Source organism: Thermococcus kodakarensis KOD1 (assembly GCF_000009965.1).
Taxonomy (GTDB): Archaea; Methanobacteriota_B; Thermococci; order Thermococcales; family Thermococcaceae; genus Thermococcus; species Thermococcus kodakarensis.
The window spans coordinates 1,844,290-1,870,183 of sequence record NC_006624.1 but is presented as its reverse complement, the minus strand read 5'-3'; the positions used below and the strand labels follow the sequence as shown (position 1 = coordinate 1,870,183).

29 protein-coding genes are annotated in these 25,894 nt (G+C 52.8%); 20 read left to right on the top strand and 9 right to left on the bottom strand.

Translation table 11 applies throughout. The annotated features are described in order from the left end of the window. Positions 1 to 96 precede the first annotated feature (96 nt). The 6 genes from TK_RS10415 to TK_RS10390 all read right to left on the bottom strand — a co-directional run bounded on the left by TK_RS10415 (position 97) and on the right by TK_RS10390 (position 5,548). On the bottom strand, positions 97 to 591 hold the full coding sequence (locus tag TK_RS10415; RefSeq protein WP_232500578.1) for a 4Fe-4S dicluster domain-containing protein: 495 nt from the start codon (positions 589 to 591) through the stop codon (positions 97 to 99). An 84-nt stretch (positions 592 to 675) separates the two neighbouring features. Continuing rightward, the gene (locus tag TK_RS10410; protein WP_011251027.1) at positions 676 to 1,176 is read right to left on the bottom strand and encodes a 4Fe-4S dicluster domain-containing protein; all 501 of its coding nucleotides are present in this window, start codon (positions 1,174 to 1,176) and stop codon (positions 676 to 678) included. 5 nt (positions 1,177 to 1,181) lie between these two features. Beyond that, positions 1,182 to 3,314 carry a formate dehydrogenase subunit alpha gene (gene fdhF, locus TK_RS10405; protein ID WP_048053768.1) on the bottom strand — a complete coding sequence of 711 codons (2,133 nt, stop codon included), beginning with the start codon at positions 3,312 to 3,314 and terminating at the stop codon, positions 1,182 to 1,184. Positions 3,315 to 3,596: 282 nt separating this feature from the next. Further along, complete coding sequence (locus TK_RS10400; protein WP_011251025.1) at positions 3,597 to 4,103, bottom strand: 4Fe-4S dicluster domain-containing protein; 507 nt, start codon at positions 4,101 to 4,103, stop codon at positions 3,597 to 3,599. Positions 4,104 to 4,108: 5 nt separating this feature from the next. Beyond that, the gene (locus TK_RS10395; protein ID WP_011251024.1) at positions 4,109 to 5,164 is read right to left on the bottom strand and encodes an FAD-dependent oxidoreductase; all 1,056 of its coding nucleotides are present in this window, start codon (positions 5,162 to 5,164) and stop codon (positions 4,109 to 4,111) included. A 6-nt stretch (positions 5,165 to 5,170) separates the two neighbouring features. Then, positions 5,171 to 5,548, bottom strand: a complete 378-nt coding sequence (locus TK_RS10390) for a 4Fe-4S dicluster domain-containing protein (RefSeq protein WP_011251023.1) — start codon at positions 5,546 to 5,548, stop codon at positions 5,171 to 5,173. Positions 5,549 to 5,933: 385 nt separating this feature from the next. On the opposite strand from TK_RS10390, the gene hydB reads away from it, so the two are divergent. From hydB to TK_RS10345, 9 genes are all read left to right on the top strand, one after another. Beyond that, positions 5,934 to 7,037 (top strand): NADPH-dependent hydrogenase/sulfhydrogenase 1 subunit beta, encoded by a 1,104-nt coding sequence (gene hydB / locus TK_RS10385; RefSeq protein WP_011251022.1) that lies wholly within the window; start codon positions 5,934 to 5,936, stop codon positions 7,035 to 7,037. Positions 7,038 to 7,039: 2 nt separating this feature from the next. Beyond that, complete coding sequence (gene hydG / locus TK_RS10380) at positions 7,040 to 7,918, top strand: NADPH-dependent hydrogenase/sulfhydrogenase 1 subunit gamma (protein WP_048053883.1); 879 nt, start codon at positions 7,040 to 7,042, stop codon at positions 7,916 to 7,918. Between the two features lie 10 nt (positions 7,919 to 7,928). Beyond that, positions 7,929 to 8,723: an NADPH-dependent hydrogenase/sulfhydrogenase 1 subunit delta gene (gene hydD / locus TK_RS10375; protein WP_011251020.1), complete on the top strand. Its 795-nt coding sequence runs from the start codon at positions 7,929 to 7,931 to the stop codon at positions 8,721 to 8,723. Beyond that, a complete protein-coding gene (gene hydA / locus TK_RS10370; protein WP_011251019.1) occupies positions 8,720 to 10,006 on the top strand; it encodes an NADPH-dependent hydrogenase/sulfhydrogenase 1 subunit alpha in 1,287 nt (428 codons plus the stop codon). Before hydD ends, hydA begins: the two co-directional genes overlap by 4 nt. Positions 10,007 to 10,054: 48 nt before the next feature. Beyond that, the gene (locus tag TK_RS10365) at positions 10,055 to 10,264 is read left to right on the top strand and encodes a hypothetical protein (RefSeq protein ID WP_011251018.1); all 210 of its coding nucleotides are present in this window, start codon (positions 10,055 to 10,057) and stop codon (positions 10,262 to 10,264) included. Next, complete coding sequence (locus tag TK_RS10360; RefSeq protein ID WP_011251017.1) at positions 10,245 to 10,676, top strand: type II toxin-antitoxin system VapC family toxin; 432 nt, start codon at positions 10,245 to 10,247, stop codon at positions 10,674 to 10,676. Before TK_RS10365 ends, TK_RS10360 begins: the two co-directional genes overlap by 20 nt. Before the next feature lie 2 nt (positions 10,677 to 10,678). Beyond that, the gene (locus TK_RS10355; RefSeq protein WP_011251016.1) at positions 10,679 to 11,125 is read left to right on the top strand and encodes a hydrogenase maturation protease; all 447 of its coding nucleotides are present in this window, start codon (positions 10,679 to 10,681) and stop codon (positions 11,123 to 11,125) included. 96 nt (positions 11,126 to 11,221) lie between these two features. Next, on the top strand, positions 11,222 to 11,440 hold the full coding sequence (locus TK_RS10350; RefSeq protein WP_011251015.1) for a TRAM domain-containing protein: 219 nt from the start codon (positions 11,222 to 11,224) through the stop codon (positions 11,438 to 11,440). A 79-nt stretch (positions 11,441 to 11,519) separates the two neighbouring features. Continuing rightward, positions 11,520 to 12,803: a tRNA (N(6)-L-threonylcarbamoyladenosine(37)-C(2))-methylthiotransferase gene (locus TK_RS10345; protein ID WP_011251014.1), complete on the top strand. Its 1,284-nt coding sequence runs from the start codon at positions 11,520 to 11,522 to the stop codon at positions 12,801 to 12,803. 4 nt (positions 12,804 to 12,807) lie between these two features. Here TK_RS10345 and TK_RS10340 read toward each other — a convergent pair whose 3' ends face one another. Beyond that, the gene (locus tag TK_RS10340) at positions 12,808 to 13,164 is read right to left on the bottom strand and encodes a cupin domain-containing protein (protein ID WP_011251013.1); all 357 of its coding nucleotides are present in this window, start codon (positions 13,162 to 13,164) and stop codon (positions 12,808 to 12,810) included. Positions 13,165 to 13,236: 72 nt separating this feature from the next. Between TK_RS10340 and TK_RS10335 the strand changes: the two genes are divergently transcribed. The 10 genes from TK_RS10335 (at position 13,237) to TK_RS10290 (ending at position 24,553) form a co-directional block, all read left to right on the top strand. Beyond that, positions 13,237 to 14,892: a metallophosphoesterase family protein gene (locus TK_RS10335; RefSeq protein ID WP_332370034.1), complete on the top strand. Its 1,656-nt coding sequence runs from the start codon at positions 13,237 to 13,239 to the stop codon at positions 14,890 to 14,892. Positions 14,893 to 14,996: 104 nt separating this feature from the next. Beyond that, positions 14,997 to 16,208: an inorganic phosphate transporter gene (locus tag TK_RS10330; protein ID WP_048053767.1), complete on the top strand. Its 1,212-nt coding sequence runs from the start codon at positions 14,997 to 14,999 to the stop codon at positions 16,206 to 16,208. Between the two features lie 4 nt (positions 16,209 to 16,212). Next, positions 16,213 to 16,887 (top strand): TIGR00153 family protein, encoded by a 675-nt coding sequence (locus tag TK_RS10325; RefSeq protein WP_011251010.1) that lies wholly within the window; start codon positions 16,213 to 16,215, stop codon positions 16,885 to 16,887. A gap of 148 nt (positions 16,888 to 17,035) precedes the next feature. Next, complete coding sequence (locus TK_RS10320; protein ID WP_011251009.1) at positions 17,036 to 17,383, top strand: hypothetical protein; 348 nt, start codon at positions 17,036 to 17,038, stop codon at positions 17,381 to 17,383. A gap of 53 nt (positions 17,384 to 17,436) precedes the next feature. Further along, positions 17,437 to 18,450, top strand: a complete 1,014-nt coding sequence (locus tag TK_RS10315; RefSeq protein WP_011251008.1) for a peptide ABC transporter permease — start codon at positions 17,437 to 17,439, stop codon at positions 18,448 to 18,450. A gap of 83 nt (positions 18,451 to 18,533) precedes the next feature. After that, on the top strand, positions 18,534 to 19,631 hold the full coding sequence (locus TK_RS10310) for an ABC transporter permease (RefSeq protein ID WP_158298056.1): 1,098 nt from the start codon (positions 18,534 to 18,536) through the stop codon (positions 19,629 to 19,631). 295 nt (positions 19,632 to 19,926) lie between these two features. Continuing rightward, positions 19,927 to 21,159 carry a hypothetical protein gene (locus TK_RS10305; protein ID WP_011251006.1) on the top strand — a complete coding sequence of 411 codons (1,233 nt, stop codon included), beginning with the start codon at positions 19,927 to 19,929 and terminating at the stop codon, positions 21,157 to 21,159. Beyond that, a complete protein-coding gene (locus TK_RS10300; RefSeq protein ID WP_011251005.1) occupies positions 21,156 to 22,703 on the top strand; it encodes an ABC transporter permease subunit in 1,548 nt (515 codons plus the stop codon). Before TK_RS10305 ends, TK_RS10300 begins: the two co-directional genes overlap by 4 nt. A gap of 5 nt (positions 22,704 to 22,708) precedes the next feature. After that, on the top strand, positions 22,709 to 23,629 hold the full coding sequence (locus TK_RS10295) for an ABC transporter permease (protein WP_011251004.1): 921 nt from the start codon (positions 22,709 to 22,711) through the stop codon (positions 23,627 to 23,629). Positions 23,630 to 23,635: 6 nt separating this feature from the next. Beyond that, the gene (locus TK_RS10290; protein ID WP_011251003.1) at positions 23,636 to 24,553 is read left to right on the top strand and encodes an ABC transporter ATP-binding protein; all 918 of its coding nucleotides are present in this window, start codon (positions 23,636 to 23,638) and stop codon (positions 24,551 to 24,553) included. 98 nt (positions 24,554 to 24,651) lie between these two features. Here TK_RS10290 and TK_RS10285 read toward each other — a convergent pair whose 3' ends face one another. After that, the gene (locus TK_RS10285; protein WP_011251002.1) at positions 24,652 to 24,879 is read right to left on the bottom strand and encodes an Lrp/AsnC family transcriptional regulator; all 228 of its coding nucleotides are present in this window, start codon (positions 24,877 to 24,879) and stop codon (positions 24,652 to 24,654) included. 49 nt (positions 24,880 to 24,928) lie between these two features. On the opposite strand from TK_RS10285, the gene TK_RS10280 reads away from it, so the two are divergent. Then, positions 24,929 to 25,579 carry a serine/threonine protein kinase gene (locus tag TK_RS10280; RefSeq protein WP_011251001.1) on the top strand — a complete coding sequence of 217 codons (651 nt, stop codon included), beginning with the start codon at positions 24,929 to 24,931 and terminating at the stop codon, positions 25,577 to 25,579. On the opposite strand, the gene TK_RS10275 is transcribed toward TK_RS10280, so the two are convergent. After that, entirely contained in the window at positions 25,547 to 25,873 is a 327-nt protein-coding gene (locus tag TK_RS10275; protein ID WP_011251000.1) for a hypothetical protein, read from the bottom strand. The two genes, TK_RS10280 and TK_RS10275, sit on opposite strands and share 33 nt — an antisense overlap. Between the last annotated feature and the right edge of the window lie 21 nt (positions 25,874 to 25,894).

Here is a 25,894-nt window from a genome sequence, read left to right as displayed (position 1 = left end):
TTCTTCATAACCTTTCCTCAAGATGTTCCAAGCCCACGTGATAGGCCCTTCCGAGTGGTATCACGGAGAAAACACAGAAAGGAACGAAGGTTCATCTTATCCCTCCCTACTTGCTCTCATCGTTTCATTTACCGTGAGCTTTCTGCGGCAACTCCTGCAGAGAACGGCCCTTCCCACTATCTCATCGCGATCAAACATTCCTTCCGAAAGCATCTGGAGGGACTTTTCCAGCGATCTCTCTGTGTAATCGGCATAGTTCCCGCAACCAGGACATAGGTGAAGCCTTAGTTCCACAACCTCAACGTAAGCCCTTTTCCTCAGAGAGATAACCTCAAAAGTTGCTATCTTAATAGCCCCCGTCGGGCAGACCTCCTCACAACGAGTGCATGGAGTGCACTTTCCGATGTTGAGGGATATCTTCCTGATACCTTCCATGTAGTCGTCTATAGCCTGCAGAGCACCCGCAGGGCAAACATTAACACAGGCGCCGCAACCGATGCAGAGCTCTGGGTCTATTTGCGGGACTCCCAAACCATTAGGAAGATGTTCCAATGGTATTAAGGAACACTTCAACGTTTCAGGCATTTTCATCCCTCTTCAGCACTTTTGGTCGCCCTACCCCCCGTTTGGTATGCGTCTCCACGAGTAAGGAAAAAGTTAGGAAACTACAAATACCTACACACCCCTGAACTGTATTCTCTCGCCGCTCTTGGCTATCTCTATCGCCTTTTCGGTGAACTTTTGTCTCCTCATCCTTTGGATGTCGTTGAAGTCGCCGAAGAGAAGGGCATCGGTCGGGCAGGTTTCCACACACGCCGGGAGCTTTCCTTCGGCTCTCCTGTGGGCGCAGAGGTCGCACTTCATCATTATCTTGTCAAGGGAGTCAAGCTCTGGTATTCCAAAGGGGCACACGATTCCACACATCAGACAGCCAATGCACTTCTGGGGGGCGAGCAGAACTGCTCCATCCCCATCGCGATAGAGTGCGTTTGTCGGGCAGACCTCGAGGCAGGGAGCCTTCTCACAGTGGCGGCAGTTGAGGGCCATCGCGGCCATTTCCTGCCATTCAAAGACGTTTATGAATGATCTTCCGTTGTGTTCGCGCTCGCAGGCTACCTCACAGGCGCGGCACTCGATGCACTTTGAAAAGTCTATAAAAACGGTCTTTCTGGCCATTCAGGTCACCCCCTAACAATTTCAATCTCTGGTATAACGGGAGGTACCTTCTTCATGAGCTCCCTGGCCTCTTCCTCCGTAATCTTGACGACTTTGCAGGCGCAGGCCTTGGTCTCCGGAATCTTGGCCACTGGGTCGAGGGCATCGTTGGTAACGACGTTCGCTCCCCAGTGCCAGGGAACCGCTATAACCCCCTTCTTGACTGTCCTCGTGACCTTTGCCCTGATCGGATACTCTCCTCTTCTTGTGACGATTTTGACCCAGTCCCCGGTCTTTATTCCAAGTCTCTCGGCGTCCTCAGGGTGTATCTCAGCGAGGGGCTCGGGCCACCTCTTGACGAGGGCCCTGCTCCTTCCGGTCATCGTGAGGGTGTGGTAGTGGCCAACGTACCTCACTGTCGTCAGGAGGAACGGGTAATCCTCGTCCGGTGTTTCAGCCGGCCCGCGGTACTCAACGGCCGCGAGGTGCGCCTTGCCATCGCTGGTCAGGAACCTCTCCTTGTAGAGAACCCTCGTGCCGGGATGGTCTTCACTCGGGCACGGCCAGTGTATTCCAGCTAAGTTTGCCTTGAGCCTCTCTGGAGTTATGCCCCGATACTGTGGGGTGCAGGCGTTGACCTCACGCAGAATGTCCTCTGGGCCGGAATAGTTGAAGCCCTTCGGCCCGTCTCCTGTGAAGCCAGCGGCCTTGCCTATCTCACTGACTATCCACCAGTCCGGCCTCGCCTCCCCCGGCGGGTTGATCGCCTGGAAACTCCACTGAACCCTTCTCTCGGTGTTCGTGAGGGAGCCCTCGTTCTCAAGCATAGCCGCAGCCGGGAGAACTATGTCCGCGAACTCCATGGTCGGTGTGGGAACTATGTCCTGAACGACCATGAACTCAAGCTTATGGAGGGCCTTGATGACGTGGTTGGTGTTAGCATCGCTTATGACAGGGTTCTCACCCATGACGTAGTAGGCCCTGACCTTCCCCTTCTCTATGGCGTGGGCAGCCTCGATGACTGTAAGTCCCACCTCTCCGCTCAGCTCGGTTCCCCAGAACTCCTCGAAGAACTTCCTCCCTTCAGGATCGGAAACCGCTTTGTAGCCGGGGAAGACGTTTGGAAGTACTCCAAGGTCGCAGGCTCCCTGGACGTTGTTCTGGCCGCGCATTGGGGATACTCCACAGCCTTCCCTTCCCTGGTAGCCACATATGGCTGAAAGCGTTGCGAGCAGTCTCACGTTGTCGTGTCCGTGGGTATGCTGGGTTATTCCCATCGCCCACGTTATTACGCCCTTCCCCCCCGTTGCAAACGTCCTCGCGGCCTGGACTATCAGATCTGCTGGAACGCCGGTTATCTTCTCGACGTACCCGGGAGTGAACTTCTCAACGGTCTTGGCGAGTTCATCGAAGCCCGTGCACCTCTCCCTGACGAACTTCTCGTCGTAGAGCCTCTCCTCTATGATGACATGAATGAGGCCGTTTATCAGGGCGATGTCGGTACCGGGGTAGTGCTGCAGGTAAATGTCGGCGAACCAGGCTGTCCTTGTAAAGCGCGGGTCGGCCACTATGACCTTAGCTCCCCTCTCCTTGGCCTTGAGAACGTAGCGGAAGCCAACCGGGTGAGTCTCGGCGAAGTTGTGGCCGATGATGAAGATAACGTTCGCCTCTTCAATGTCCCTGTATGTGTTCGTCATCGCCCCAGCGCCGAAGACGGCTTTGAGGCCGGAAACTGTTGATGCATGGCAGAGTCTCGCGCAGTGATCAACGTTGTTGGTTCCGAGCATTCTGGCCAGCTTCTGTATAAGGTAGTTTGGCTCGTTGAAAGTTTTTGCACTGCCGAAGAACATCATTGAATTCGGATCGTCCTTTGAATACTCCTTAAGCCTCTCGGCGACCTCCTTTATGGCCTGACTCCAGCTTATCTCGACGAACTTGCCTTGCTCCTTCGCCTTTAATGGCTTCTTAAGCCTGTCCCGGGCGAGGACGTACTCAAGAACGGCGTTGCCCTTGGGACAGAGCTTTCCATTTTCGTTTGAGATTCCGGGTATGTCATTGGCGTACTCGATGCCAAGGGGATGGCCGTCAGAACTCCTAATGTACAGCCTGCACCCCACACCGCAGTAGGGGCAGACCACAGGGACGAGCTTTTCATCCATTCTCAACACCTCCATCATCGCACTGTACATCATGCGTCATTACAGCACTAATATTCAACACTGTACTTTTTTATCCCCACACAGAACTCCCGCTTCTGGCTTAAAACCGTTTTTAAATCGCTTGGTTTTTAACAAAAGGTTATGATAGTCGAGGTATTGAGTAATAAGGCTATGTTAACACCTTTCGTATTCTCAGAAGCACTGTGGCTAACAAAAGAGTTTAAGATACTTCCGAACCTCCGTTCCAAGCAGGAAAAATAAAGGTCAAAGCATCAAGCGGCGTCAGAGCATCCGTCCGACTCCCTCCAAGTTAACCGCCGCCAGCCGCTCCCGTGCTATCTTTTCGGCGGTTCTTCTCCTAACTTTTTCCTCGACTTCCTCGGGCTTTCCGAAGAATATGGCCCCTGCCGGACACATTTCGGCACACGCTGGGGCCGTTCCAAGCCTTCTTCTATCAGCACACATGTCGCACTTAGTAACTGCCTTGAGCTTGACATCAAAAGTGGGAACTCCGAAAGGACAGGCGGCGAGGCACATCAGACAGCCTATGCACTTATTGGGGTTTATTATAACGGCCCCATCGCTGTCGCGGTAGATCGCCCCCGCAGGACAGACGTCCATACATGGGGCTTTCTCACAGTGACGACAGTTTATGGGAACGGGGATCCCTGTAATGGTGTAATAGACCTTTATGTTGGGTCTGCCGCCGTGAATAAAGTCGCAGACTCCTTCGCACGTCTCACAACCAATGCAAAGGCTGTAATCAACGTGGAGTATCCTCCTCGTCATTTCCCTCACCTCCCCATCAGCCACAGGTGTATGGACTCGGCTGCATACAGGCCGTCCTTGACAGCCCTTCCAACTTTTGATGGCCCCAGAACAACGTCTCCCGCAGCGAAGACGCCCTCCCTGCTGGTCATGTGCCTGCTATCCACGACGATCCTTCCCTTCCTGTCAAGCGCTATGCCCATCTCCTTGGAAAACGGTGGGGTTGGCATCTGGCCAACTGCGCAGACCATGTAATCAACCTCGATCTGGAAGTTGGAGCCCTCAATCGGGATTGGTCTTCTTCTCCCGGTTTCGTCCGGCTCGCTCAGCTCCGTTTTGACGAGTTCAACAGCTCTAACCCTTCCGTTTTCACCTATTATCCTGACAGGCATTGTCCTCTCCAGCCACTTAACCCCTCTCTGCTGGAGGAGGTTGATCTCGTAAGCCCCCGCGGGGGCCTCCCTTATCGTTCTGCGGTAGCTCATGTAGACCTTCTCCGCCCCCAGGTTTATGCTTTCAAGAGCCGCGTCAACGGCGCTGTGTCCCGCGCCTACCACGAGGACTTTTCTCCCCTCAACAGGGGGCACTTCACTCCAGTCCATATGGCCCAGCTTGGCGCTCTTGATCCTGAACAGGTACTCAAGCGCCGGGTAGACCCCCTCAAGGTCTGAACCTGGTATCGTTGGAACGTAGGCGTTCCAAGTGCCTGTGGCTATCAGAACGGCATCGTAGTTCTTTAGGATCTCCTCGAACTCTATTCTGCGCTCAACGAACTCATCGCCGCTCTCCTTGGGATTACCGAAGCATACCTTCGTTCTCGTGAAGAACTTGACGTTGTAGACCTTCTCAAGCTCTTTGTAGCCCTCTCTAACCCTGTAGATAGGAATCCTAAACTCGGGTATTCCAAACAGCATTAGACCTCCGGGTTCAGGCAGCTTGTCGTAAACATGAACCTCGTGTCCCTGGCAGACGAGGTACCCTGTGGCTGCCAGACCGGCGGGTCCCGCCCCGATGACGGCCACCTTCTTTCCGGTTGGCTCGGGTTTTTCCCTACATAGAAACGCAAATCTAATCCCTTCCATCCCTAATCACCCCGTGTAAGCTTCGTACTTATTCGACGCCCTAAACAGCCTCTTTCTCTTGCATTCATTACACAGAAAGGCGAGTTCAGGGTTTCCTCCAGTTTTTAGAAGCCGGTTTGCGAGATAATCGGCTTCTTTCTTGGTGCTGTTGAGACGTTTTCCGCAGACAGCACAGCGGGCAAACTCCAAGGCCAGCTCCATACTCTCAGGTCTCCCCTCCAGTGCTCCAGTGGGGCAAACTTCGTTGCATTCAAAGGCACAGTCTCCGCATTTCGCGGGCTCAAAAAGTATTCTCCTAACTTCATTCTCAAAAACCAAAATAGCCGAATAAGGACAGGCACCTGCACACGCCCCGCACCCAATACAGAGTTCCGCTTTCAGCACAGATATCACCTGCGAGCCCGCTGAATGGGCTTACATCTTCTTTAAGTTCCCAGTATTTTTTGAAAGAATGCCCATAAAAGCGTTTTTCAAACGGTTATTTTCAAACCAAAAGTTCAATACCGCCCTATTTAAGTATTGAAGGTTCCAAATCCACAAACAACCAAAATTGAACCCCAAAACTCAGTGTTGTTCATTATCGCTCCACAAAGAATCCACGATGAGTTTAACTTTTTTGTTGACCTAAGAGATTTTAATCAAACAAAAGAGTTTAAACTTTTGGTTTTGAATTTCTGGGTTTAAAAACGCTTTTTAAGGCTGTCTCTTACTCTCAATAAATGAACATAATTGGACGCATGTATGTTTATGTTCATTGGGGGTGGTAAGGTTGAGATACGTTAAGCTCCCGAAGGAAAACACGTACACATTCCTTGAGCGCCTGAAGGAGTGGGGTAAGCTCTACGCTCCCGTGAAGATCTCGGAGAAGTTCTACGACTTCAGAGAGATAGACGACGTCAGAAAGGTCGAGTTCAATTACAACAGGACGATAATGCCGCCGAAGAAGTTCTTCTTCCTCCCGAGGGAGAAGCTCTTCGAGTTCGACCTGAGCAGGCCGGAGTACAGGGAAACCATCGAGGACGTTGAACCCTTTGTGATCTTCGGCCTTCACGCCTGCGACATCCACGGCCTCAAAATCCTCGATACGGTCTACCTCGACGAGCTCCCAGACAAGTACTACAAGGCGAGAAGGGAAAAGGGAATAATCATCGGGATAAGCTGCATGCCAGATGAATACTGCTTCTGCAACCTGAGGGAGACAGATTTTGCCGATGACGGCTTTGACCTCTTCCTCCACGAGCTTCCCGATGGATGGCTCGTCAGAGTCGGCTCACCGACGGGCCACAGGATAGTGGACAAGAACATGGAGCTCTTCGAGGAGGTAACCACCGAGGACATCTGCAACTTCAGGGAGTTTGAGAACAAGCGCTCTCAAGCGTTCAAGTACCACGAGGACTGGAGCAACCTGCGCTACCTCCTCGAGCTCGAGATGGAGCACCCGATGTGGGAAGAACAGGCCGACCTCTGCCTCGCCTGCGGAATCTGCAATACCACCTGCCCGACATGCCGCTGCTACGAGGTGCAGGACATAGTGAACCTCGACGGGAACACCGGCTACCGCGAGAGGCGCTGGGACTCCTGCCAGTTCAGGAGCCACGGGCTTGTGGCGGGTGGCCACAACTTCAGGCCGACGAAGAAAGACCGCTTCAGGAACCGCTACCTCTGTAAGAACTCCTACAACGAGAAGCTCGGCCTGAGCTACTGCGTCGGCTGTGGAAGGTGCACCTACTTCTGCCCTGCAGGTATAAGCTTCGTGAGGAACCTGAGGACTATTCTCGGCCTCGAAGAGAAATCCTGTCCAAGCGAGATAACCGAGGAGATTCCGAAGAGGGGCTTCGCCTACGCCTCCCACATAAGGGGTGATGGGCTATGAGCATGGTTCTTCCAAAGGAGATAATGATGCCGAACGATAACCCATACGCTCTTCACAGGGCCAAGGTGCTCAGAGTCTACCCGCTCACTGAGAAGGAAAAGCTGTTCCTGTTCAGGTTTGAGGATGCTGAGCTTGCAGAAAAGTGGACGTTCAGGCCGGGGCAGTTCGTCCAGCTCACCATCCCCGGAGTCGGTGAAGTCCCGATAAGCATCTGCTCCTCAGCGATGAGGCGCGGCTTCTTCGAGCTGTGCATCAGGAAGGCTGGGAGAGTCACAACGGTCGTCCACCGCCTCAAGCCTGGAGACACCGTCCTCGTCCGCGGCCCCTACGGAAACGGCTTCCCGGTTGACGAGTGGGAGGGAATGGACCTCCTCCTCATAGCCGCGGGTCTCGGGACTGCACCGCTCAGGAGCGTCTTCTTGTATGCCATGGACAACCGCTGGAAGTACGGCAACATAACCTTCATCAACACGGCGAGGTATGGTAAGGATCTCCTCTTCTACAAGGAGCTTGAGGCCATGAAGGACTTGGCTGAGGCGGAGAACGTCAAGATAATCCAGAGCGTTACGAGAGACCCTGACTGGCCAGGCTTACACGGAAGACCCCAGAACTTCATTCCCGAGGCGAACACGAACCCGAAGAAGACTGCCGTGGCCATCTGCGGCCCACCGAGGATGTACAAGGCCGTTTTCGAGGCCCTCATCAACTACGGCTACCGGCCCGAGAACATCTACGTGACCCTCGAGAGGAAAATGAAGTGCGGAATTGGCAAGTGCGGCCACTGCAACGTCGGAACGAGCACGAGCTGGAAGTACGTCTGCAAAGACGGGCCTGTCTTCGGTTACTTCGACATAATATCAACACCGGGCTTGCTCGACTGAGGTGATGAAGATGAGCGAGAAGAAGATAAGGATTGGGTTTTACGCTCTGACCTCATGCTACGGCTGCCAGCTCCAGTTCGCGATGATGGACGAGATACTCCAGCTCATTCCGAACGTCGAGATAGCCTGCTGGTTCATGCTGGAGAGGGACTCCTACGAGGACGAGCCCGTTGATATAGCCTTCATCGAGGGGAGCGTCTCAACGGAGGAAGAGGCCGAGCTCGTCAAGAAAATCCGCGAGAATGCCAAGATAGTGGTTGCAGTCGGCTCCTGCGCCGTCCAGGGCGGCGTTCAGAGCTGGGAGAAGGACAAACCGCTGGAGGAGCTTTGGAAGACCGTCTATGGAGACGCCAAGGTCAAGTTCCAGCCAAAGATGGCAGAGCCGATCTCCAACTACATCAAGGTTGACTACAACATCTACGGCTGCCCGCCGGAGAAGAGGGACTTCCTCTACACCCTCGGAACGCTCCTCATAGGTTCGTGGCCTGAAGACATTGACTATCCAGTCTGTTTGGAGTGCAGGCTCAGGGGCAACACTTGTGTGCTCCTTGAGAGGGGCGAGCCCTGCCTCGGCCCGGTAACGAGGGCTGGCTGCGACGCGAGATGCCCTGCCTATGGAATAGCGTGCATTGGTTGTCGGGGGGCGATAGGCTACGACGTTGCCTGGTTCGACTCCCTGGCGAGGGTCTTCAGGGAGAAGGGGCTGACCAAGGAGGAGATCCTTGAGAGGATGAGGATGTTCAACGCCCACAACCCGAAGCTCGAGGAGATGGTAAACAAGATATTCCAGGAGGTGAAAGAATGAAGAACGTTTATCTCCCGATCACCGTTGACCACATAGCGAGGGTCGAGGGCAAGGGCGGCGTTGAGATCGTTGTCGGCGACGATGGCGTGAAGGAGGTCAAGCTTAACATCATCGAAGGACCGAGGTTTTTCGAGGCCATAACCCTCGGCAAGAAGCTCGACGAAGCTTTAGCGATTTACCCAAGAATATGCTCTTTCTGTTCGGCGGCCCACAAACTCACCGCCGTTGAGGCCGCTGAGAAGGCGATAGGCTTCACCCCGCGCGAGGAAATCCAGGCCCTCAGGGAAGTCCTCTACATAGGAGACATGATAGAGAGCCACGCACTCCATCTGTATCTCCTCGTCCTGCCCGATTATCTGGGCTACTCCGGGCCGCTCCATATGATAGACGAGTACAAGAAAGAGATGAGCATAGCTCTCGACCTAAAGAACCTCGGGAGCTGGATGATGGACGAACTCGGAAGCAGAGCCATCCACCAGGAGAACGCAGTTTTGGGCGGCTTCGGAAAGCTCCCGGACAAGAGCGTCCTTGAGAATATGAAGAGACGCCTTAAGGAAGCCCTTCCGAAGGCGGAGTACACCTTCGAGCTCTTCACGAAGCTTGAGCAGTACGAGGAAGTCGAGGGGCCGATCACCCACATAGCGGTCAAGCCGAGGAACGGAGTTTACGGCATCTACGGCGACTACCTCAAGGCCTCGGACGGAAATGAGTTCCCGAGCGAGGAGTACAGGGAGCACATAAAGGAGTTCGTCGTTGAGCACAGCTTCGCCAAGCACAGCCACTACCACGGAAAGCCCTTCATGGTTGGTGCCATTTCGCGCCTCGTGAACAACGCCGATACACTCTACGGAAGGGCTAAGGAGCTCTACGAGAGCTATAAAGACCTTTTGAGATCCACCAATCCGTTCGCCAACAACCTCGCGCAGGCGCTTGAGCTCGTCTACTTCACGGAGAGGGCGATAGACCTGATTGACGAGGCCCTCGCGAAGTGGCCGATAAGGCCGAGGGACGAGGTAGCTTTGAAGGACGGCTTCGGTGTCTCAACTACCGAAGCCCCGCGTGGAGTGCTCGTTTACGCGCTCAAGGTCGAGAACGGAAGGGTTAGCTACGCAGACATAATAACCCCAACGGCATTCAACCTCGCCATGATGGAGCAGCACGTGAGGATGATGGCGGAGAAGCACTACAACGACGATCCGGAGAAGCTCAAGCTCCTCGCTGAGATGGTTGTAAGGGCCTACGACCCGTGCATCTCCTGTTCAGTGCACGTGGCGAGGCTTTAGCCTCCCAACTTTTTTAAGTTTTCAAGCCTATTTTCCAGTGGTGAGGGCATGGTCGAGGAGCTTGTTGATGTTGTGATTCATGTTAAAGTCCCGAAGAAGTACGCCGAGGAGTTCCGGAAAGAAGTCGAAGCTAGGGCTTGGTATCTGGCCCACAAGAAGGAGCTCTTTGAGAACCTGAAAAAGCTCAAGGGGATCATGAAGACCGACAAGTCATGGAAAGAGATAAAGAGGGAGCTCTATGAGGGACTTATTGATTGACAGTTCTGTCCTGATTGAGTACTTCAGGGGAAACGAGCGGGCTGTTGGATTGATTGAACAGTTTGAAGAAAGTGATGACGTTCTTTATATCAATGAGGTCGTGTTCAGTGAAGTTGTTTACATTCTTTTAGGATACTTCTTGGGGGCATCTCCTCGGACGATAAAGGGTCATCCCGAGAGGCTACCCAAAGAGCTGTCCACTGTTTTCAAGGTGTTAGAGGACTTCGGTTTTATACCCACGACTCAGAATGCACTCTTTAAAGCCCGCGAGCTGATAGAGAAGTACGCGCTCCTTCCCAACGATGCTCCTATTCTTGCCACTTGCATCGAGCACGGCTTTTCCTTGGCCACGATAGACGACGACTTCAAGGTTCCGGCTGAGAAGGAAAAGGTTGAAATCATAGGTGGTTAGCCGTGAGAGTACTCATCCTCGCCCTCGGCAACGAGCTGATGAAAGACGACGGAGCCGGGCTGAAAGCGGGCAGAATTCTCGCGGAGAAGGGCTACAACGTCCTTGAGGTCGGTACGGACATCTTCCGCCTGGCGAACCACTACAACGGTGAAGAGAGAATAGTAATCATCGACGCCATCCTGAGCGATAAGCTGAAACCCGGAGAGGTAGTTCACTTTAGTGGCGAGGAAATATTCGAGAAGCTGAAGGCCGAAATCAGGAGCGCCCACTTCATGGGTGCTATCGATGGGCTGAAGCTCCTCATGGCGCTCGATGAGAGGCTGAAGAGAGCGGAGATTCACTTTATCGGGATAGTCGCGAAGGAGATAGACCTGGGCATGGAGCTGAGCGATGAGGTAAAGGCTGGGGTTCAAAAAGCGGTCGAGATCGCCGAAAAACTGGCGAAGTGACCCAAAGGTTTATATACTCCGCGACTAACCCAACAACGGGACTCTTCTGGAGTCTTCCCGAAGGGCCCCCGAAAGTTGAAAGAGTTGGTGTTAGGTATGTATGGAGACAGGTTTGGTGGATATGGACAGGAAGCCCCCGTTAAGGTTGGGGAGAGATACACGGTCAAGATTGAGAGCCTTGGAAAGGGCGGTGACGGCATCGCCAAGATAAAGGGGTTCGTCATATTCGTCCCGAACACCCAGGTCGGAGACGAGGTTGAGATCGTTATCAACTCAGTCAAGAGGAAGTTCGCTTTCGCCTCAGTCATCGAGTGATTGAGAGTTCTTTTTTCACTCTCATTTATTCCCACTTTTGACCCGTCTGTTTTTTAAACCCACTTCTGAACCCATTCCGATGGTCAGGGTTTACGTCGAGAGTTACGGCTGCACAAGAAATAAGGCAGACGGGGAGATTATGGAAGCTATTCTGCTTAGGGCTGGCTATGAGTTAGCCGAAAGTCCGGAAAGCGCTGATTACGTTGTTGTGAACACCTGTGCCGTTAAAGACCCAACGGAGCACAAGATGGCGAGGAGAATACGCGAACTGCTCGATTCCGGAAAGAAAGTCATCGCTACAGGATGCCTCGTTCACGTTAATCCAGACGTTATTGACCCCCGCGTCTCCGGGATGCTCGGCGTCAAGAGCATAGACAGAATCGCCGAGGCGATAGACCTTGCCGAACGCGGAGGAAAGCTGGTCTCAGTTGAGGGCTGGAAGGAAAGGAAGGTAGACAAGCTCGAACTGCCGCGTCTCTGGAAGTCAGGTGTAGTTTTCGTTGTGCCAATAAGCGAGGGTTGCCTCAACGCCTGCACATACTGCGCGACAAGGTTTGCCCGCGGTGTGCTCAAGAGCTACAAGCCCGAACTCGTGTTGAAGTGGGTAAAGGAAGCCCTCGCAAGGGGCTACAAGGAAATCCAGCTTTCTAGCGAGGATACCGGGTGCTACGGTTTTGACATCGGAACGAACCTGGCAGAGCTCCTCGACGAAATAACAGCCATCGAAGGAGACTTTAGAATCCGCGTCGGCATGATGAACCCAAACCACGTGATAAAGTTCCTCGACGAGCTGATAGAGGTCTACCAAGACCCTAAGGTTTACAAGTTCCTTCACCTGCCCGTCCAGAGCGGCGATAACGAAGTCCTGAGGAGAATGGGAAGGAACTACACGGTTGAGGAGTTCGAGGAAATCGTTAGTGAGTTCCGCAGGAAAATTCCGGGTTTGAATCTCAACACCGACATAATAGTCGGCTTTCCAGGCGAAGGCGAAGAGGCCTTCCAGAACACCGTTGAGCTTGTGAAGAGGGTTAGGCCGGACAAGATAAACGTCTCCCGCTATTCCCCAAGGCCGGGGACGATTGCAGCGAAGTGGAAGCAGCTGCCCGGCTGGAAAGTTAAGGAGCGCTCCAGGATTTTGCACAGACTCCGCCTCCAGATAGCCTACGAGATAAACCAGACTTATCTTGGGAAGAAAGTTGAGGTTCTCGTTCACGGTCCGGGCGAGAAGGGCGGAATTGATGCCAGGACGTTCAACTACAAGGAGATAATCCTCGATGCCGGTGAGAAAGGGGAAATAACCCGGGCCAAGATTACGTGGGCTGGTTCAACGTATCTGCGGGGAGAGATGGAAAAAAGTGAGTGAGAACTCAGGCCCACTCTTCCTCTGGAATCGCCTCTTTCTTGGCAGGGATTATGCAGAGGAACTCCAGCGTTTCTCCAGTTGCCTTGTAGCCGTGCGGCTCGTTGGGCGGAACGTAGAGGAAGTTGCCTTCCTTAACGTGGAACTCCTCCTTTCCGTTGGTTATTATGCCCTCTCCTCTGACGATGAATATCTCGTGCTCCCAGTCGTGCTGATGGATTGGAATCTCAGAGCCCTTCTTCATGACGAAGTAGCGCATCGCGAAGTTCTTTGCCCCGAGCTTCGGAGAAACGAGCCAGCGGATTGTCACTCCCTCAAAACCCGTATTTTTTTCCGGGACATCCTTATAGTGCCCGACGAACATGGTACCACCATAGGAGATTGAATCGAATCATATTTAAACGTTCCCCGACGATTTGGAAGGGAGTTAAAGGTGATGGGTATGAAAAAAGCTGTTGCCCTTTTAATACTGTCCGTCGTGTTCATAGCCGGTTGCATAGGAGGCACCACCAACACAAACACGAAAACAGCTTCAACGAGCGCTGGGAGTTCAGGCATAAACTTCAAGAGCTACGCCCCCGGCAAGGTCCTCGCCAGCTGGTACGAGCTTTTCAACGAGACATTCTACGTAAGCAATGGCTACGAAGACCTTGTCAAGCACTACTTCCCAAATGCCAGCGTTAAGCCCTCCTCCGAATACCCCGGAAGCGGCATCCTGGTCTTATCGCCACAGGACGTTTATTCAAAGAAAATCCTCTTCGGAAAGCCAGTTCAGGTGCAGAAGCTTGATTTCTTCGGATACATAGCCTACAGGAACGGCATGCACTACATCGGCCCCTGGCACGGCGTTGTTGCAATATTCAACTCCAAAGAAGGAAACCCTGTAATGGTGGTCTCCGGCACGAGCAGGGCCGGAGTCGGTGCGGCACTAAACTTCCTCGCGGGTGTAAAATCAGGTAAAGTCCAGCTCGACAGGACGGCAGTTGTCCGCTCGGGGAACTTCGAGGGGATGCTCGTGAAGGAGATAGGGGACACGAACCTCGACGGAATCGCGGGGGAGGATGAGTTCGTTACTCTCCACCAGATAATATTCGACGAACCCTTCCAGTACTACTGGCGCGTCGTTAAAGGAGAGAACATAACAGTCAGCGGAGGATTCATCAGGATGGTGAACGACACCAAGGTCTACATCCGTGCCCTCGGCTTCAACGTGAGCGTTAGGGTGAAGAACAACAAAGGGATAACCCTCACCTATGTGATAGACAACATCAACCCCAACTACGTTATGGCCGTGAGTGACCAGGAAGACGCAATGAAAGAGGCAATCTTCGGCGGAACGAAGGTAGTCGTGGTCTCTTCTGGAGACTTCTCAATAATACCCGCAAACGTTAGCAACTACACCGTTTTAGCGTTCGGCGACCACAGGCCAGGAAGCGGCGAGAAACAGCCAGAGGTCTTCTTCAAGATCAGGGACGCAATCAACAAGGAAAACGGTGCCTTTGTTATTGACAGCGGCGACCTCGTGTACTCGGGCACGATTTACCAGTGGGAGGAGCTTATGAAGGCCTGGAAGTGGAACAAGCCGGTATTCGTGGCCGTTGGGAACCACGAGTACAATGGGGAGAGCGTCAACATCTACCATTACTACTTCGGCCCGACTGACTACGCCTTCAGCCTCGGGGGCTACCGCTACATCTTTGCCAACAACGTTATGAACGGCTACAGGCTCACCGATGAACAGTGGGCGTGGCTGGAGAAAGAACTTGAAAGGGCGAAGGAACGCGGAGAGAGGCCAGTCATAGTCATGCACGCGCCGCCCTACGATCCGAGGCCGAGCGATGAGCACACCCTTGACCCCTCTGATGCCAAGAAGCTTCTCGAACTTATGAGGGAATACAACGCCTTTGGAATCTTCGGCCACATCCACGTCTACTGGTACGGCACCTACGAGGGAGTTCCGTTTGTCATAACTGGTGGCGGAGGTGCTCCACTCTACGCCAAGCCAGAGGAGGGTGGCTTCTACCACTACGTCCGTCTGTTCATGAGGGACGACGGTTCTATTGAGGTTGAACCTGTTGAAGTCTCTCCCTGATTTTCTATTTATTCTATCCACCCTATATAGAGACATCTTCATGAGTATATTCTACTGCGGCAAGATATTTATATAGCACAATTTTGCTACCTCTGGTGGCGGTCATGGATCCCTGGTTGCTGATAACTATAATCGTCGGTTTTGGAATGGCGTGGGCCATAGGAGCGAACGATGCGGCGAATTCAATGAGCACAGCCGTTGGTGCAAAGGCGATAACTCCTAAGCAGGCAGTTTTGATAGCGGGAGTCCTTGAGTTCACTGGAGCGTATTTCTTCGGAAAGAGCGTCACGGAGACGATAAGGAAAGGAATCCTCTACCCGGACAGGATAACCGATCCAACGGTGCTTATCTATGGCTCGGTTGCGGCTCTGCTTGCCGCTACGATCTGGCTGGTCATAGCCACTAAGTTCGGCCTGCCCGTCTCGACTACCCATTCGATCATAGGCGGAATCGTGGGCTACGGCATAGTCTACGCAGGGTTCTCAATAGTCAACTGGGGCAAGATGACTCAAGTGGTTCTCAGCTGGATACTCTCACCGATAATAGGCGCCATAATGGCCTTCCTGGTCTTCAAGGCCCTGACCAAGAGCATCTTCGAAAGAAAAGACCCCGTTAGAAGCTCCAAAATCTGGTCGCCCTTCTGGATTGGGCTGGCCTTCGTTGTGATAGGCACGATGTTCTACATCAAGGTTCTCCACGGAAAGAGCCTGAAGACTGGAGTGCTCTTCTACGGCATTCCTGCAGGCCTCGTTGTGTTCCTGATACTCTTCCTCACCCTCAGGGTTAAGTTCCCGTCATCTGACCCGTTTATAGGGGTTGAGTCGATTTTCAGGCGCGTTCAGGTCATAACCTCTGGCTACGTCGCCTTAGCCCACGGGGCAAACGACGTCGCCAACGCGATAGGGCCTGTGGCGGCTGTTTACGCGGTGGCAACTATGGGGATGGCCGGAATGAAGGTTCCAGTTCCGAGGTGGATACTGGCCATGGGCGGCCTTGGCATAGCTATTGGAGTGGCCACCTACGGCTACCGCGTTATGGAGACCGTTGGGAAGAAGATAACCGAGCTTACCAACACGCGCGGCTTTACAATAGACTTCTCGGCCGCTACCGTCGTTCTTGTGGCGAGCTGGCTCGGGCTTCCGATCTCAACGACCCACGTTGTCGTTGGCGCGGTCATCGGCGTTGGCCTCGCCAGGGGAGTAAAGGCAATAAACAAGGACATCGTTAGGGATATAATCATCTCGTGGTTCGTTACGGTTCCCGTGGCGGCCCTAATCAGTGCTTTCCTATTCAAGATCCTGATGATTGTGGGGTGATAACATGCAGGTCTGGACCAAGCTCTTTGCGAAAAGTCCATTTAAACCTCTGATAAAGCACGCCGAGGTTGCCCTCCAAACCGTTGAGACCCTTGAGAAGGCGCTCCAGGCGTGGCGTGAGGGCAACTACGAGGAGATGAAGAAGCTCGCCCTCGAAGTGGACAGGCTTGAGGACGTTGCGGACAGGATAAAAGAGGAGATAAGGGACTCCCTCAGCTCAAAGCTCATGATGGCAGTGGCGAGGGAGGACGTCCTCATATACCTCCACATGCAGGACAAGGTGGCCGATGCCGCAGAGGACACAGCCAAGTGGCTCCTCGTTAAAGAACCTGGAAACATTCCAGAGGAGATAAAAGAAGTCATCCTTCAGATGGGCACGGAGAGCATCAAAGCGGCTAAGCTTGTCTATGAGGCGATAGTCCAGATGGACAGGGTCATCGAGAGCGGGTTTGCAGAAAAGGAGATCGAGAGGGAGTACGAGATCATACATGAGATTGAGGGAGTCGAAAGCAAGATCGACGGCCTCGATACGGAGCTTATGAGGCTGGTCTTCCAGAACGCTGGCAGGATGGACTGGAGCGAGGGCTTCTACATCCTCAACATAGCCAGAACCCTCAGCAACATCTCCGACAAGGCGAAGGACGCCGCCGAGAGGATAAGGCTGATGATGAACAAGTGAGGATTTTTCTTTATTGTTATTGTGTTTAGTTTTGCTACTTATCTATCCCCATCCATAAAGTGCAATGTCTCAAAGAAGAGGTAAAATTTATAATGTCTCGTGATCATTTCTGCTTTGGGAATTTTAGTTATCGGCCGGGGGATGAAGGATGAGTAGAGGGGGCCTCGTAGTTTTAACCAGTTTGCTCCTTGTGGCTCTCGTTGCCGGATGCATGGAGGGAGGAAACTTCGTTTACTCGAAGGGCAAGATAATTGGACCTCATAAAGAGCTCAGGTACTCCTTTAAGGGACCTGTGGATTTGGACGTGAATGTCTCCGGAAACGGTCCGTTTACCCTGCTGATAGTCTCCTCGGACGGATCAAAGGAGATTTTCAAGAGGGGGAACGTTACCAAGGTTAAGGAGACCGTGAAGCTTCCCGAGGGTTCTTGGAAGGTTATTATCAGGAACGAGGGAGGGGATTCCCTAAGTCTCGATATAAGTCTAAAAGGAAAGTGAGGAACAGTTGGGAATGTCGATTTCTGAGGGGACATTATTTTGGAGGGATTTGATTGAGAAACGCACGGGGACTGCTCCGGGTGGCCGTCAGGTTCACGCTGACGCTCTTGCTGGTGACCTTTTTAGTGGGAACGGGCGTCAAGGCTGGACTTAGGGAGATGGCAAAAAACGATATCCTAAAACATCCTGAGGTTTACAAAAACGCCCCTAAGTTGGGCATGACGCCAGAGGAGTACTACATGAAGTACATAGCCCCCAAGAAGTACCCGGAACTCACAAAGCCCTCGGTGGTTGTGGGCTTTAATGCACTCGTATCGTCGGTAAAACCCCCTCAGGACAAAATTTGGAGAAAACTTGAGTTATACCAGTTCAGGATTCCAAGAAAAGAGGCTCTTCTGCGAACTTTGATTCTCCTCTTTATCTCCGAGATCATTTTAGTCCCGCTCTCGCTCATGGTTGCCTTTTGGGCACTAAAAAGTCCGAGGGTGGCTGGGCTATTGAATAACCTTACCAAGGTGGTTTTGGGAATTCCCGCCTGGTGGCCTGGTGTTGTCTTCATCCTACTCATCATTTACTCGCCGCTCCCCAACGATCTCGTAATATCCCCCGGACCAGGTGCCGGGCTACTCGATGTCCTTGAGAGCATGGTGTTCCCCGTTCTTACGGTCGTCCTGACCTCTTTCTGGTATCTTGCCGTCGAGTTTTACTTTTTGTTAAGCAGGGAGGTTCTCAACCCCTATGTGAGTTACAAACGTGCTATGGGCCTTCCCGAAAACAGGATTCTGATGTCCGCCCTTAGGGCGATATCCGTGCCGGCGCTGTCCATATGGTTTTCTCACTTAATCGAGGTCGAGGGCATAGTTATCGTCGTTGACCACCTCTTTAAGCTTGGAGGGCTGGGACAAATGATTGGTTCAAGCTTCTCCGGTTCAATGGCAGAAACCTTCTACTTCGTCCCCAGCCTCTTTGCATTCCCTCTCTTGGTATTCATAGTGCTGAACCTCCTTATAGCTATGGCAGTCGAATTCCTCAAAACCAGACTTGACCCGAGGGGGATTACGGCATGAGGGTGAACAAGCGAGGACTCATGATGGTGGCTGTTTTTATCGTGTTCATGCTGGGCGCACGTAGCTCGGTTTCTTCAGAGGAGATGAAGCACTGGGACGATAGGCTTTACTGGGTCGACTATCCAAAAAACGCCCTCCCTGTTTGGCATCCAAGAGCAGACATGGGGTCGCTTAAATTAAGCGAAGGGGATGAGGTTGTTGTGTCCGTGAGAACCCTACCGACCAACTTGGTGCTTTCAAACGCCACCCTCCTCATAATCCGTCCGGATGGCCTTTCAATCAGGCTTTCGGGAACGGGAAGCGTCAACTCCAACGTCACCTTGGCCGCCCAAGTCAAAGCCTTCGGAAGGGAGCTGGGCCTCGATGAGGGGAGTATTGTTCTTCACGAGCCTGCTCAGATTCTCTTCCTCTCTGGAGATGGGACTCTTTTGATGGGGGACTACACAATTAGAGTCGAATCTGGGGAGGTAGTTCTATTCGGCAACGCCTACGGCCTGTTGGGTACCGACGGATATGGCAGGGATCTATGGGCCGGCTTTGTACGGGCCACATGGGGAACTATTGTGCTCGCTGGCTTTGCAGTGCTGTTCGTTATAGTCATAGGCCTGCCCTTTGGCGTCATGTCAGGCTATTACTCCAACGTTATCGGTGATGCTGCCAGGGTGCTTGTGGAGGCGTTTCACTCAATACCGGCAATCCCTCTCGTCTTGGTAATGATATACGCCGTTTCCAAGGTGGGAGCGTACACTAAACTCATTATCCCAGACTGGCTCGCCGGGATCATCATAGCGCTCTTCTTTTTCAGCCAGTACTCCAACTCCGTACGGGGCATAGTGGAAAATGAGAAAGTTCAGGAGTACATTGCGGCCAGCAAAAGCATGGGTGCCTCGGATGTCTACATAATATTGAGGCACATTCTCCCCCTCGTGCTCAGTTATACGCTCTCCTACGTCAGCATGCTCTTCCCCAGGGTGGTGGCGTTTGTTTCGGTGCTCGGTCTGTTCAACATTATTCCTGGCACTAATTGGGGCTCTTACACCTCAGAACTTCTCAAGCAGGGAGCCTTGATGGGTCGCTACTGGTGGGCAGTCCTCGTCTCGGCGGTGGTAATAGCGTTCTTTGCAATCGCGGTGTCAAACGTGCTCAAGGAGGACGTTGATCAGTGGCAGCCACGGCTGTGATTATGCCGTATCTCCCTCCAGAATTAGAGGTCGAAGTTGGAGTGTACTCCCCACGATGCCGGCCAGCCCATTATCCCATGTCCCTTAGCGGTGTTCAAAGGGTCTAAGGATGCCGCGAGGGCTAAAGCGCATGAGGAACAGACAAGAGGTAAATTTTTAAGTTCTCCTTCTAACTTTTCCTGATTGGAATTGAGGATATCTTTAAAGTAGTGCTAAAGTTTTTAGATATATAAAAAGTGGCTCATTAGCATTCATGCCTCCTGCCAAATCCCGATTGAATTCCTGTGGTGATAAAATGCTGACCATCCTCAAAATAGAAGCACGACGGCTCTCAAGACCCCTCCTGGTTGCATCGACCCTAACCCTGATCTCCATGCTCATTGATAGTGAAATCTCGCCCATAATTCCTTACTTAGCCCTCGGCTTCTTGCTTTCATCGGTTTTCCCGATGGGCATCTCCGAGGGCATTGAAATACTGCTCTCTAAGCCTTTCCGAAGGGCCGGGCTCTTCATTGGACTCCTCCTCTCCCACATCACACTGTCCCTTTTTGTATTCCTCCCTGCAGTCATAAAACCCATAAGCGCCCTCTATGCCGTGTTTGCCCTTCCCTTCCTTCCAATGGGATACCTAACCGCGTTTTTCCTCAAAAATCCGAAGAAGGTCGTCCTCGTGGGGACTGTGATTTTCCTCTTTCTGACGTTTGTCCCAATGGGCTACATAGATATGAAGGCCCAAGACAACGCTCAGAAAGCGCTGGGAATCGAGACCTTTGCTGATTACGAGGCCAAAAAAGCCGAGTACTCTGCTATCGTGCACTCCCTCGAAAAGGAGTACGGCAATATGGCGTTCTTCTCACCCGGCGTCCAGCTCGAACTCTTTGCCCGCGACGTTGCGGGTGGAGATCGAGAAGATGCATTTCTTAGGTTCGGGGTTTCTCTTGGCTTTACGGCCCTTCTACTCGCGGTTTCCCTCCTTACTTTCCTCCGCCTCGAACCAGGCGGACTTCTAAGACCGACACTCCCATCACTGTACGTCCAATCGCTCCCCTGGTGGGTTCGGAAGGAGGTGGCGGCCCTCTGGGCTTCGAGAGCGTTCCTCGCGCTCTTCATGGTGTTGATCCTTCCGGTTGAGGGAACTCTTAAGGCGTTCTTCTCCCTATTCCTCCTCCCCCTGGCAGTGCTGGAGATCCTCTCGGAAGATTACTCCCTAATCCTCAGCAAACCCGTAAGAAGGACATACATAACCAGGCGTTTCCTCGTGGTTTCGGCCGTTTTTACTCTTTTCACACCTGTTTTTGGCCCCTCCTTCCCAGTGCTTCTCTTCACGTCGGCCGTCATTTTTCTCATCGGTCTCTTCAGCAGGAAACTGGCGCTCGTAGTGCTCCCGTTTTTAGGGCTTTTGATGAGTCCAACGCTCCAGGAGAACTCAATCCTCGTCGCCGTCTTGTTCCTTATTCTCACGCTACCCGTTATACTCCTTATCCATCTGCGCGCTCTCAGAATCGAGCTTAGGGGCGTGGTCAGATGAAAGGAGCCAAGCTGATGGAACGGATCGGAACTAACCATCCAGTTATCGTCTTCCTCCTTTCTCTCTTCCCAGCCATCGGAGTAGAGCTGGAGCTATACTATTTCAGCGTCCACAACATAACACTCCCCCCAGAAAAGCTTGGCTACTTAGTGACACTCAGACTTTTGACAGAGTGGCTTCCCGTCTTTCTCAAGTACCTGATCTTCCCAGTTATCCTGATTCTCCTCCTCTCGCGCTTCGGCTCGGACTTTGAGCGCGGCAACTTAGTCCTGATGCTCTCAAAGCCACTAACGAGAAGGCGCTACTTCCTCAACTGGGTCATTGAGGGGTTAAAGCTCGCCTTAGCTTCCACTATTGGGATAGTGCTTTCGGGAGCTCTCGCGATGTTCCTTCACGACTTCGAGGTCAGGGACTACGTTCTCGGCTCGCTCGCACTCTCGCTCTCGCTGATCGGTGTAATCGGAATCGCCCTCCTCCTGCTCCCGCTCGCGACCTCCCGAGACTTCGGAGTCGTTCTCGGCCTCGGGGCCTTCGTCATCCTTGCCCTCGCGGGAGGGCTGGACTATTCGTTTATCCCGACGGTTTATCTCGGAAAGGTTCTTTCTCTTGAAAGTGAAATCTCGATATCTCACAGGTCCGTTGGAGAGCTTTTAGCCCTCTCACTTGCCCTCTCAATCGCTGGAATGGAGATCTTCAGACTGACGGAGCTCAGAGGATCCAGATCCCTACCCGCGGAAGTGCCCGTGGGTGTCTCCTCCCCACTGCGCGGGCTTTACGGAGTCTTCCTCGGTCTGAGCCTGCAGAGCAAGCGCTTCATTGCCTTTGCAGTTTTCTCAGGCTTGATGGCACTGATGAAGTTACCCTCCCTCAGCAAAGGCTACACCCACTACGGCCCTGCAGGCCTTTTGAACTCGCTCATTTTCAACCTAAGCGGGGTTCCCCTGCCCCTCGTGGTTCTCCCGCTCGGGGCGCTTTCAATAAGCTCGACCGTGGAGAACGGAACTGCCAGAGTCCTGCTCAGCAAGCCCCTAAGGAGAAAGGACTTCTTCCTGGGAACGCTCCTGAGCGACGTGGTGGCGGTCTTCCTCGGCACGGCCCTTTACGCTGGGGTTCTCATCGCCTACGCCGTTCACCTCGGGGGTGGAAGGAGGGCCGTTGAAATTGGGCTCGTCTTCGGAGTTCTCCTATTCCTCTCGCTCCTCTACTACCTTGCCCTCGGCTACCTGCTCTCAACCCTCACAGGGGGCAGAAAAGCACTCCTAACCTCAATCCTACTGGCCTTCCTGCTGGACTTCGCAGTACCGATAGCATTTATGGCAGTGTTTGGACGCTCTGAAGAGTTCGCGAGAAAGGCCCTCTACTTCCCGGTTCCAGAGGTTCAGCACTCTGTCCTAGCATCGGCGGTGTCTCCGAAGAAAGCACTGCCGCCAGGGCCACTGGACAGTATTTTAGACTATGAGGCAAACTTGCTTATGCTGATCGTCCCAACGGTACTTTACCTCGTCGCCTCTTGGTTGAAGTTCAAAAAGGCAGACCTGAGGTGATATAGGTGTGGAGTCTAAAACTAGAAGCTGGGAACAGCATACGGCAGAAGAAGTTCTGGCTGATAACGGCTCTGATGGTGCTGATCTACATCATGGCTTTTTATGAAATCCAAGGCAACCTTGAGAGTGCCTCGAATCCTCAGGAAGTCCTGGCAGTGAGCCTCGTAGAATACGTGGTAGCGGGTGCATTCCTCTTCATAGGGCTCTACGCGCTCATCGCTGGGGCAACCGCGCTGAACTCCGACCTTGAGAACGGGACGATAAGACTGGCCCTCAGCAAGCCCATAAGAAGAGCCCCCTATCTCTTGGGCAAGTTCCTGGGCCAGTCGGTCAGCATAATCGTGGCCATTCTCATCGCCACCCTGCTCTCCTTCGTTATAACAAAGTACTACGGAGTCTCGCTCACGGGGAAGCTGATCTCCGACCTCGTGCTGGCCAACGGTCTCATCCTCCTGGCGATGCTCCAGCTCCTTGCCCTGGGAATTCTTATATCGAGCGTGATACGCTCCCAGAACACGGCCCTTGGAGTTGCCCTTGTCCTATTCCTTGTGACTTCCCTGGTGATGCCCCAGGTTGTTGATGGGTGGGCAGAGAAGAAAGCGGATAAGGAATTCGGAATCCAGAAGAGGGGAGATTTTCTCAAATTAACCCCGGAAGAGGCCTCGGCGTACCAGCAGAGGCTTGAGGAGCTTCAGGAAGAGTACCACCTGAAGTACCTCTTCTACGCACCCCAGGTAATGATGATAGAGGCGTTTGAAGACATAGAAAAAATCTCGTTCAATAACGACGGAACATACACGATTGAATACCTGGGGGTCAGCCACTCCATAGCCAAAAATCCGGCCCCGGTTCTCATAATCCTGGGCCTCACCCCCGTGTACCTCGCGCTTGGATTAGTCAGGTTCCTTAGGATGGATTTGAGGTGATGGTTTGTGATGAGAGTTGAGAATCTCGTCAAATTCTACAAGGACGTTAGGGCCCTCGACGGCCTTAACCTTGAGGTTAAACCCGGCCAAATCTACGGCTTCCTAGGCCCAAACGGAGCAGGAAAAAGCACCACCATCCTCAGCACCCTCGGCCTAATCTTCCCACAACAAGGCCGCATTCAGCTCTTCGACCTAGAAGTCTTCAGGGATGGAAAATTCGACGAGAACAACCTCGTCCAAGCAAAGAAGAGAATCGGCTACATGCCCGAGCATGCGACCCTCTGGGACTTTCTCACACCAGTCCAAACCCTCGATATAATCGCCGACGCCTTCAAAATTCCGAAGGCCGAGAAGGAGAAAAGAATCAAAGAACTCCTAGACTTAGTCGGCCTAAGCGAGGCTAAGAACAGAAAAGTCGGCAAATTCTCAAAGGGCATGAGACAGAGACTCCTCCTGGCTCAGGCCCTAATTAACGACCCGGACCTCTTAATCCTCGACGAGCCAATGAGCGGCCTGGATCCAAAGGGCATCGCAGAATTCAAAGACATAATCAGGGAGCAGAGGAAGGCGGGCAAAACGGTCTTCTTCTCAAGCCACATCCTGGCCCACGTTGAGGAGATCTGCGATACCGTTGGAGTCATCGTGAAGGGAAAACTCATCAGGGAAGGAAGCTTGGAAGAGATTAAGCGCGAGTTCCTTGAGAAAGCGGGCTACACGATAATTCTGGAGACGAGCAAGCCCGTCGACTGGAGCAGTGCTCCCTGGCGCGCTTCACCCCTCGGCGAAAACAAGTACAGGATTGTGGCCGAGAGAGACATCAGGGAAGAACTCCACGACTACGTAGCAAAACAAGGAGCAAAAATACTCACCCTACAAATCAAAGAACCCACCCTCGAAGAAATATTCCTAAAAATGGTGGAATGAACCCTTTTCTTTCCTTTTTGACAACGATAATGACAGGGTATTCCTGGCACCCAGAAATAGCTAAGTCAGTGAGTAAGAGAACAAAAAGAGTCAGAAGTTCAGATGGCTATCATCGTCGAGGTCATCTGAATCTCGGGCATGCGCCTTATCTTCTCGGTTATGAACTGGTCAAGGTCCTTGAGCGTCTCGGTCTCGACCTTAACAACGAGGTCGTACTCACCGTAAACGACGTAGGCCTCTTTAACTTCGGGCATGGCAAGAAGCTTCTCCATAACTTCCCTTTCCTTTCCGGCGGCCGTAACCATCAGAATAAAAGCCGTCACCATGGCTATCACCAAAAATATTTTATCGCCGGACTATTTAAGCTTATCGCGTATGACGTTCGAACACATCATAAGTAGTAAAAGGCTGGAAGGATTTCTAAGGCACCTGGCCGAGGAGGGCGTTGGAGGCGTTGAGCCACTCGCCAAGGGGACGACGAGCCTAGTCTTCACTGGAGTTTTAGGCGGGAGGAAAGTCGTGATAAAGCTTCAAAGACCAGACTCACCGAGGAGCAACTTCGAAAAAGAAGCTGAACTTACCAAAATTGCCTCCACCTTTGGGGTAACTCCTCCGATCATTGGCCTTGGCGAGTTCGAGGGCCTTCCCTACCTCATCAGGGAGTTCGCCGAGGGTGAACCTATCCTCTTCGCGGACGTGGAAAAGGAGCATCTCTTCAGGATAGTGGAGAAAACCGCACTCCTGGATCGGCTGGGCATAGACCACGGGCAGATACAGGGCGGGAAGCACATCATAATCGGCGAGGACGTTTACTTGATAGACTTCGAGAAAGCAGGGTTCAGGAAGCCAAACAACCTGACCTCGGCGATGGCGATGATTTTCATAGGTGAGAACGCAATATCAAAGAGGGTGCGGGAGAAATTTGGTCTCGACGAGAAGTTCAGGGAAGAAATGAAAGATGCCCTGAGGCACTACAAGAGAACCGGAAGCCTCTCACGCCTCCTGAGCCTTCTTTCTGGTCTTTAGCCTGTCCGCGTATAGCGCTATCAGTGGAACCGCCAGCGCCAGTATTATCAGGCCCGCCCTTGGGTCGAAAAAGTAGTTGAAGGCCAGTATGACCGCCGCTGAGATAACTATCATCAGGAAGAGGTCCCTGTCGTAGAGCCTGGACTTCGCCAGAATGTTCTGCTCCCTCGCTGTGTAGGCCAGATACGCTGGAATTCCAAGCGCGGCGAACGCTATGCCGAGGTAGTTCCTTGTTACAAGTGAGATTCCAACGCCCAACGCCAGTATGATTCCAACCGCGGTTGTCTCCCTCATGGAGAAAAACTACAGTTTTGG

Coding starts and splice junctions, on each gene's coding strand:
- TK_RS10415 (WP_232500578.1), bottom strand. CDS start 591: ATGAAAATGCCTGAAACGTTGAAGTGTTCCTTAATACCATTGGAACAT.
- TK_RS10410 (WP_011251027.1), bottom strand. CDS start 1,176: ATGGCCAGAAAGACCGTTTTTATAGACTTTTCAAAGTGCATCGAGTGC.
- fdhF (WP_048053768.1), bottom strand. CDS start 3,314: ATGGATGAAAAGCTCGTCCCTGTGGTCTGCCCCTACTGCGGTGTGGGG.
- TK_RS10400 (WP_011251025.1), bottom strand. CDS start 4,103: ATGACGAGGAGGATACTCCACGTTGATTACAGCCTTTGCATTGGTTGT.
- TK_RS10395 (WP_011251024.1), bottom strand. CDS start 5,164: ATGGAAGGGATTAGATTTGCGTTTCTATGTAGGGAAAAACCCGAGCCA.
- hydG (WP_048053883.1), top strand. CDS start 7,040: ATGGTTCTTCCAAAGGAGATAATGATGCCGAACGATAACCCATACGCT.
- hydD (WP_011251020.1), top strand. CDS start 7,929: ATGAGCGAGAAGAAGATAAGGATTGGGTTTTACGCTCTGACCTCATGC.
- hydA (WP_011251019.1), top strand. CDS start 8,720: ATGAAGAACGTTTATCTCCCGATCACCGTTGACCACATAGCGAGGGTC.
- TK_RS10365 (WP_011251018.1), top strand. CDS start 10,055: ATGGTCGAGGAGCTTGTTGATGTTGTGATTCATGTTAAAGTCCCGAAG.
- TK_RS10360 (WP_011251017.1), top strand. CDS start 10,245: ATGAGGGACTTATTGATTGACAGTTCTGTCCTGATTGAGTACTTCAGG.
- TK_RS10350 (WP_011251015.1), top strand. CDS start 11,222: ATGTATGGAGACAGGTTTGGTGGATATGGACAGGAAGCCCCCGTTAAG.
- TK_RS10345 (WP_011251014.1), top strand. CDS start 11,520: ATGGTCAGGGTTTACGTCGAGAGTTACGGCTGCACAAGAAATAAGGCA.
- TK_RS10340 (WP_011251013.1), bottom strand. CDS start 13,164: ATGTTCGTCGGGCACTATAAGGATGTCCCGGAAAAAAATACGGGTTTT.
- TK_RS10335 (WP_332370034.1), top strand. CDS start 13,237: ATGGGTATGAAAAAAGCTGTTGCCCTTTTAATACTGTCCGTCGTGTTC.
- TK_RS10330 (WP_048053767.1), top strand. CDS start 14,997: ATGGATCCCTGGTTGCTGATAACTATAATCGTCGGTTTTGGAATGGCG.
- TK_RS10325 (WP_011251010.1), top strand. CDS start 16,213: ATGCAGGTCTGGACCAAGCTCTTTGCGAAAAGTCCATTTAAACCTCTG.
- TK_RS10320 (WP_011251009.1), top strand. CDS start 17,036: ATGAGTAGAGGGGGCCTCGTAGTTTTAACCAGTTTGCTCCTTGTGGCT.
- TK_RS10310 (WP_158298056.1), top strand. CDS start 18,534: ATGAAGCACTGGGACGATAGGCTTTACTGGGTCGACTATCCAAAAAAC.
- TK_RS10305 (WP_011251006.1), top strand. CDS start 19,927: ATGCTGACCATCCTCAAAATAGAAGCACGACGGCTCTCAAGACCCCTC.
- TK_RS10300 (WP_011251005.1), top strand. CDS start 21,156: ATGAAAGGAGCCAAGCTGATGGAACGGATCGGAACTAACCATCCAGTT.
- TK_RS10285 (WP_011251002.1), bottom strand. CDS start 24,879: ATGGTGACGGCTTTTATTCTGATGGTTACGGCCGCCGGAAAGGAAAGG.
- TK_RS10280 (WP_011251001.1), top strand. CDS start 24,929: ATGACGTTCGAACACATCATAAGTAGTAAAAGGCTGGAAGGATTTCTA.
- TK_RS10275 (WP_011251000.1), bottom strand. CDS start 25,873: ATGAGGGAGACAACCGCGGTTGGAATCATACTGGCGTTGGGCGTTGGA.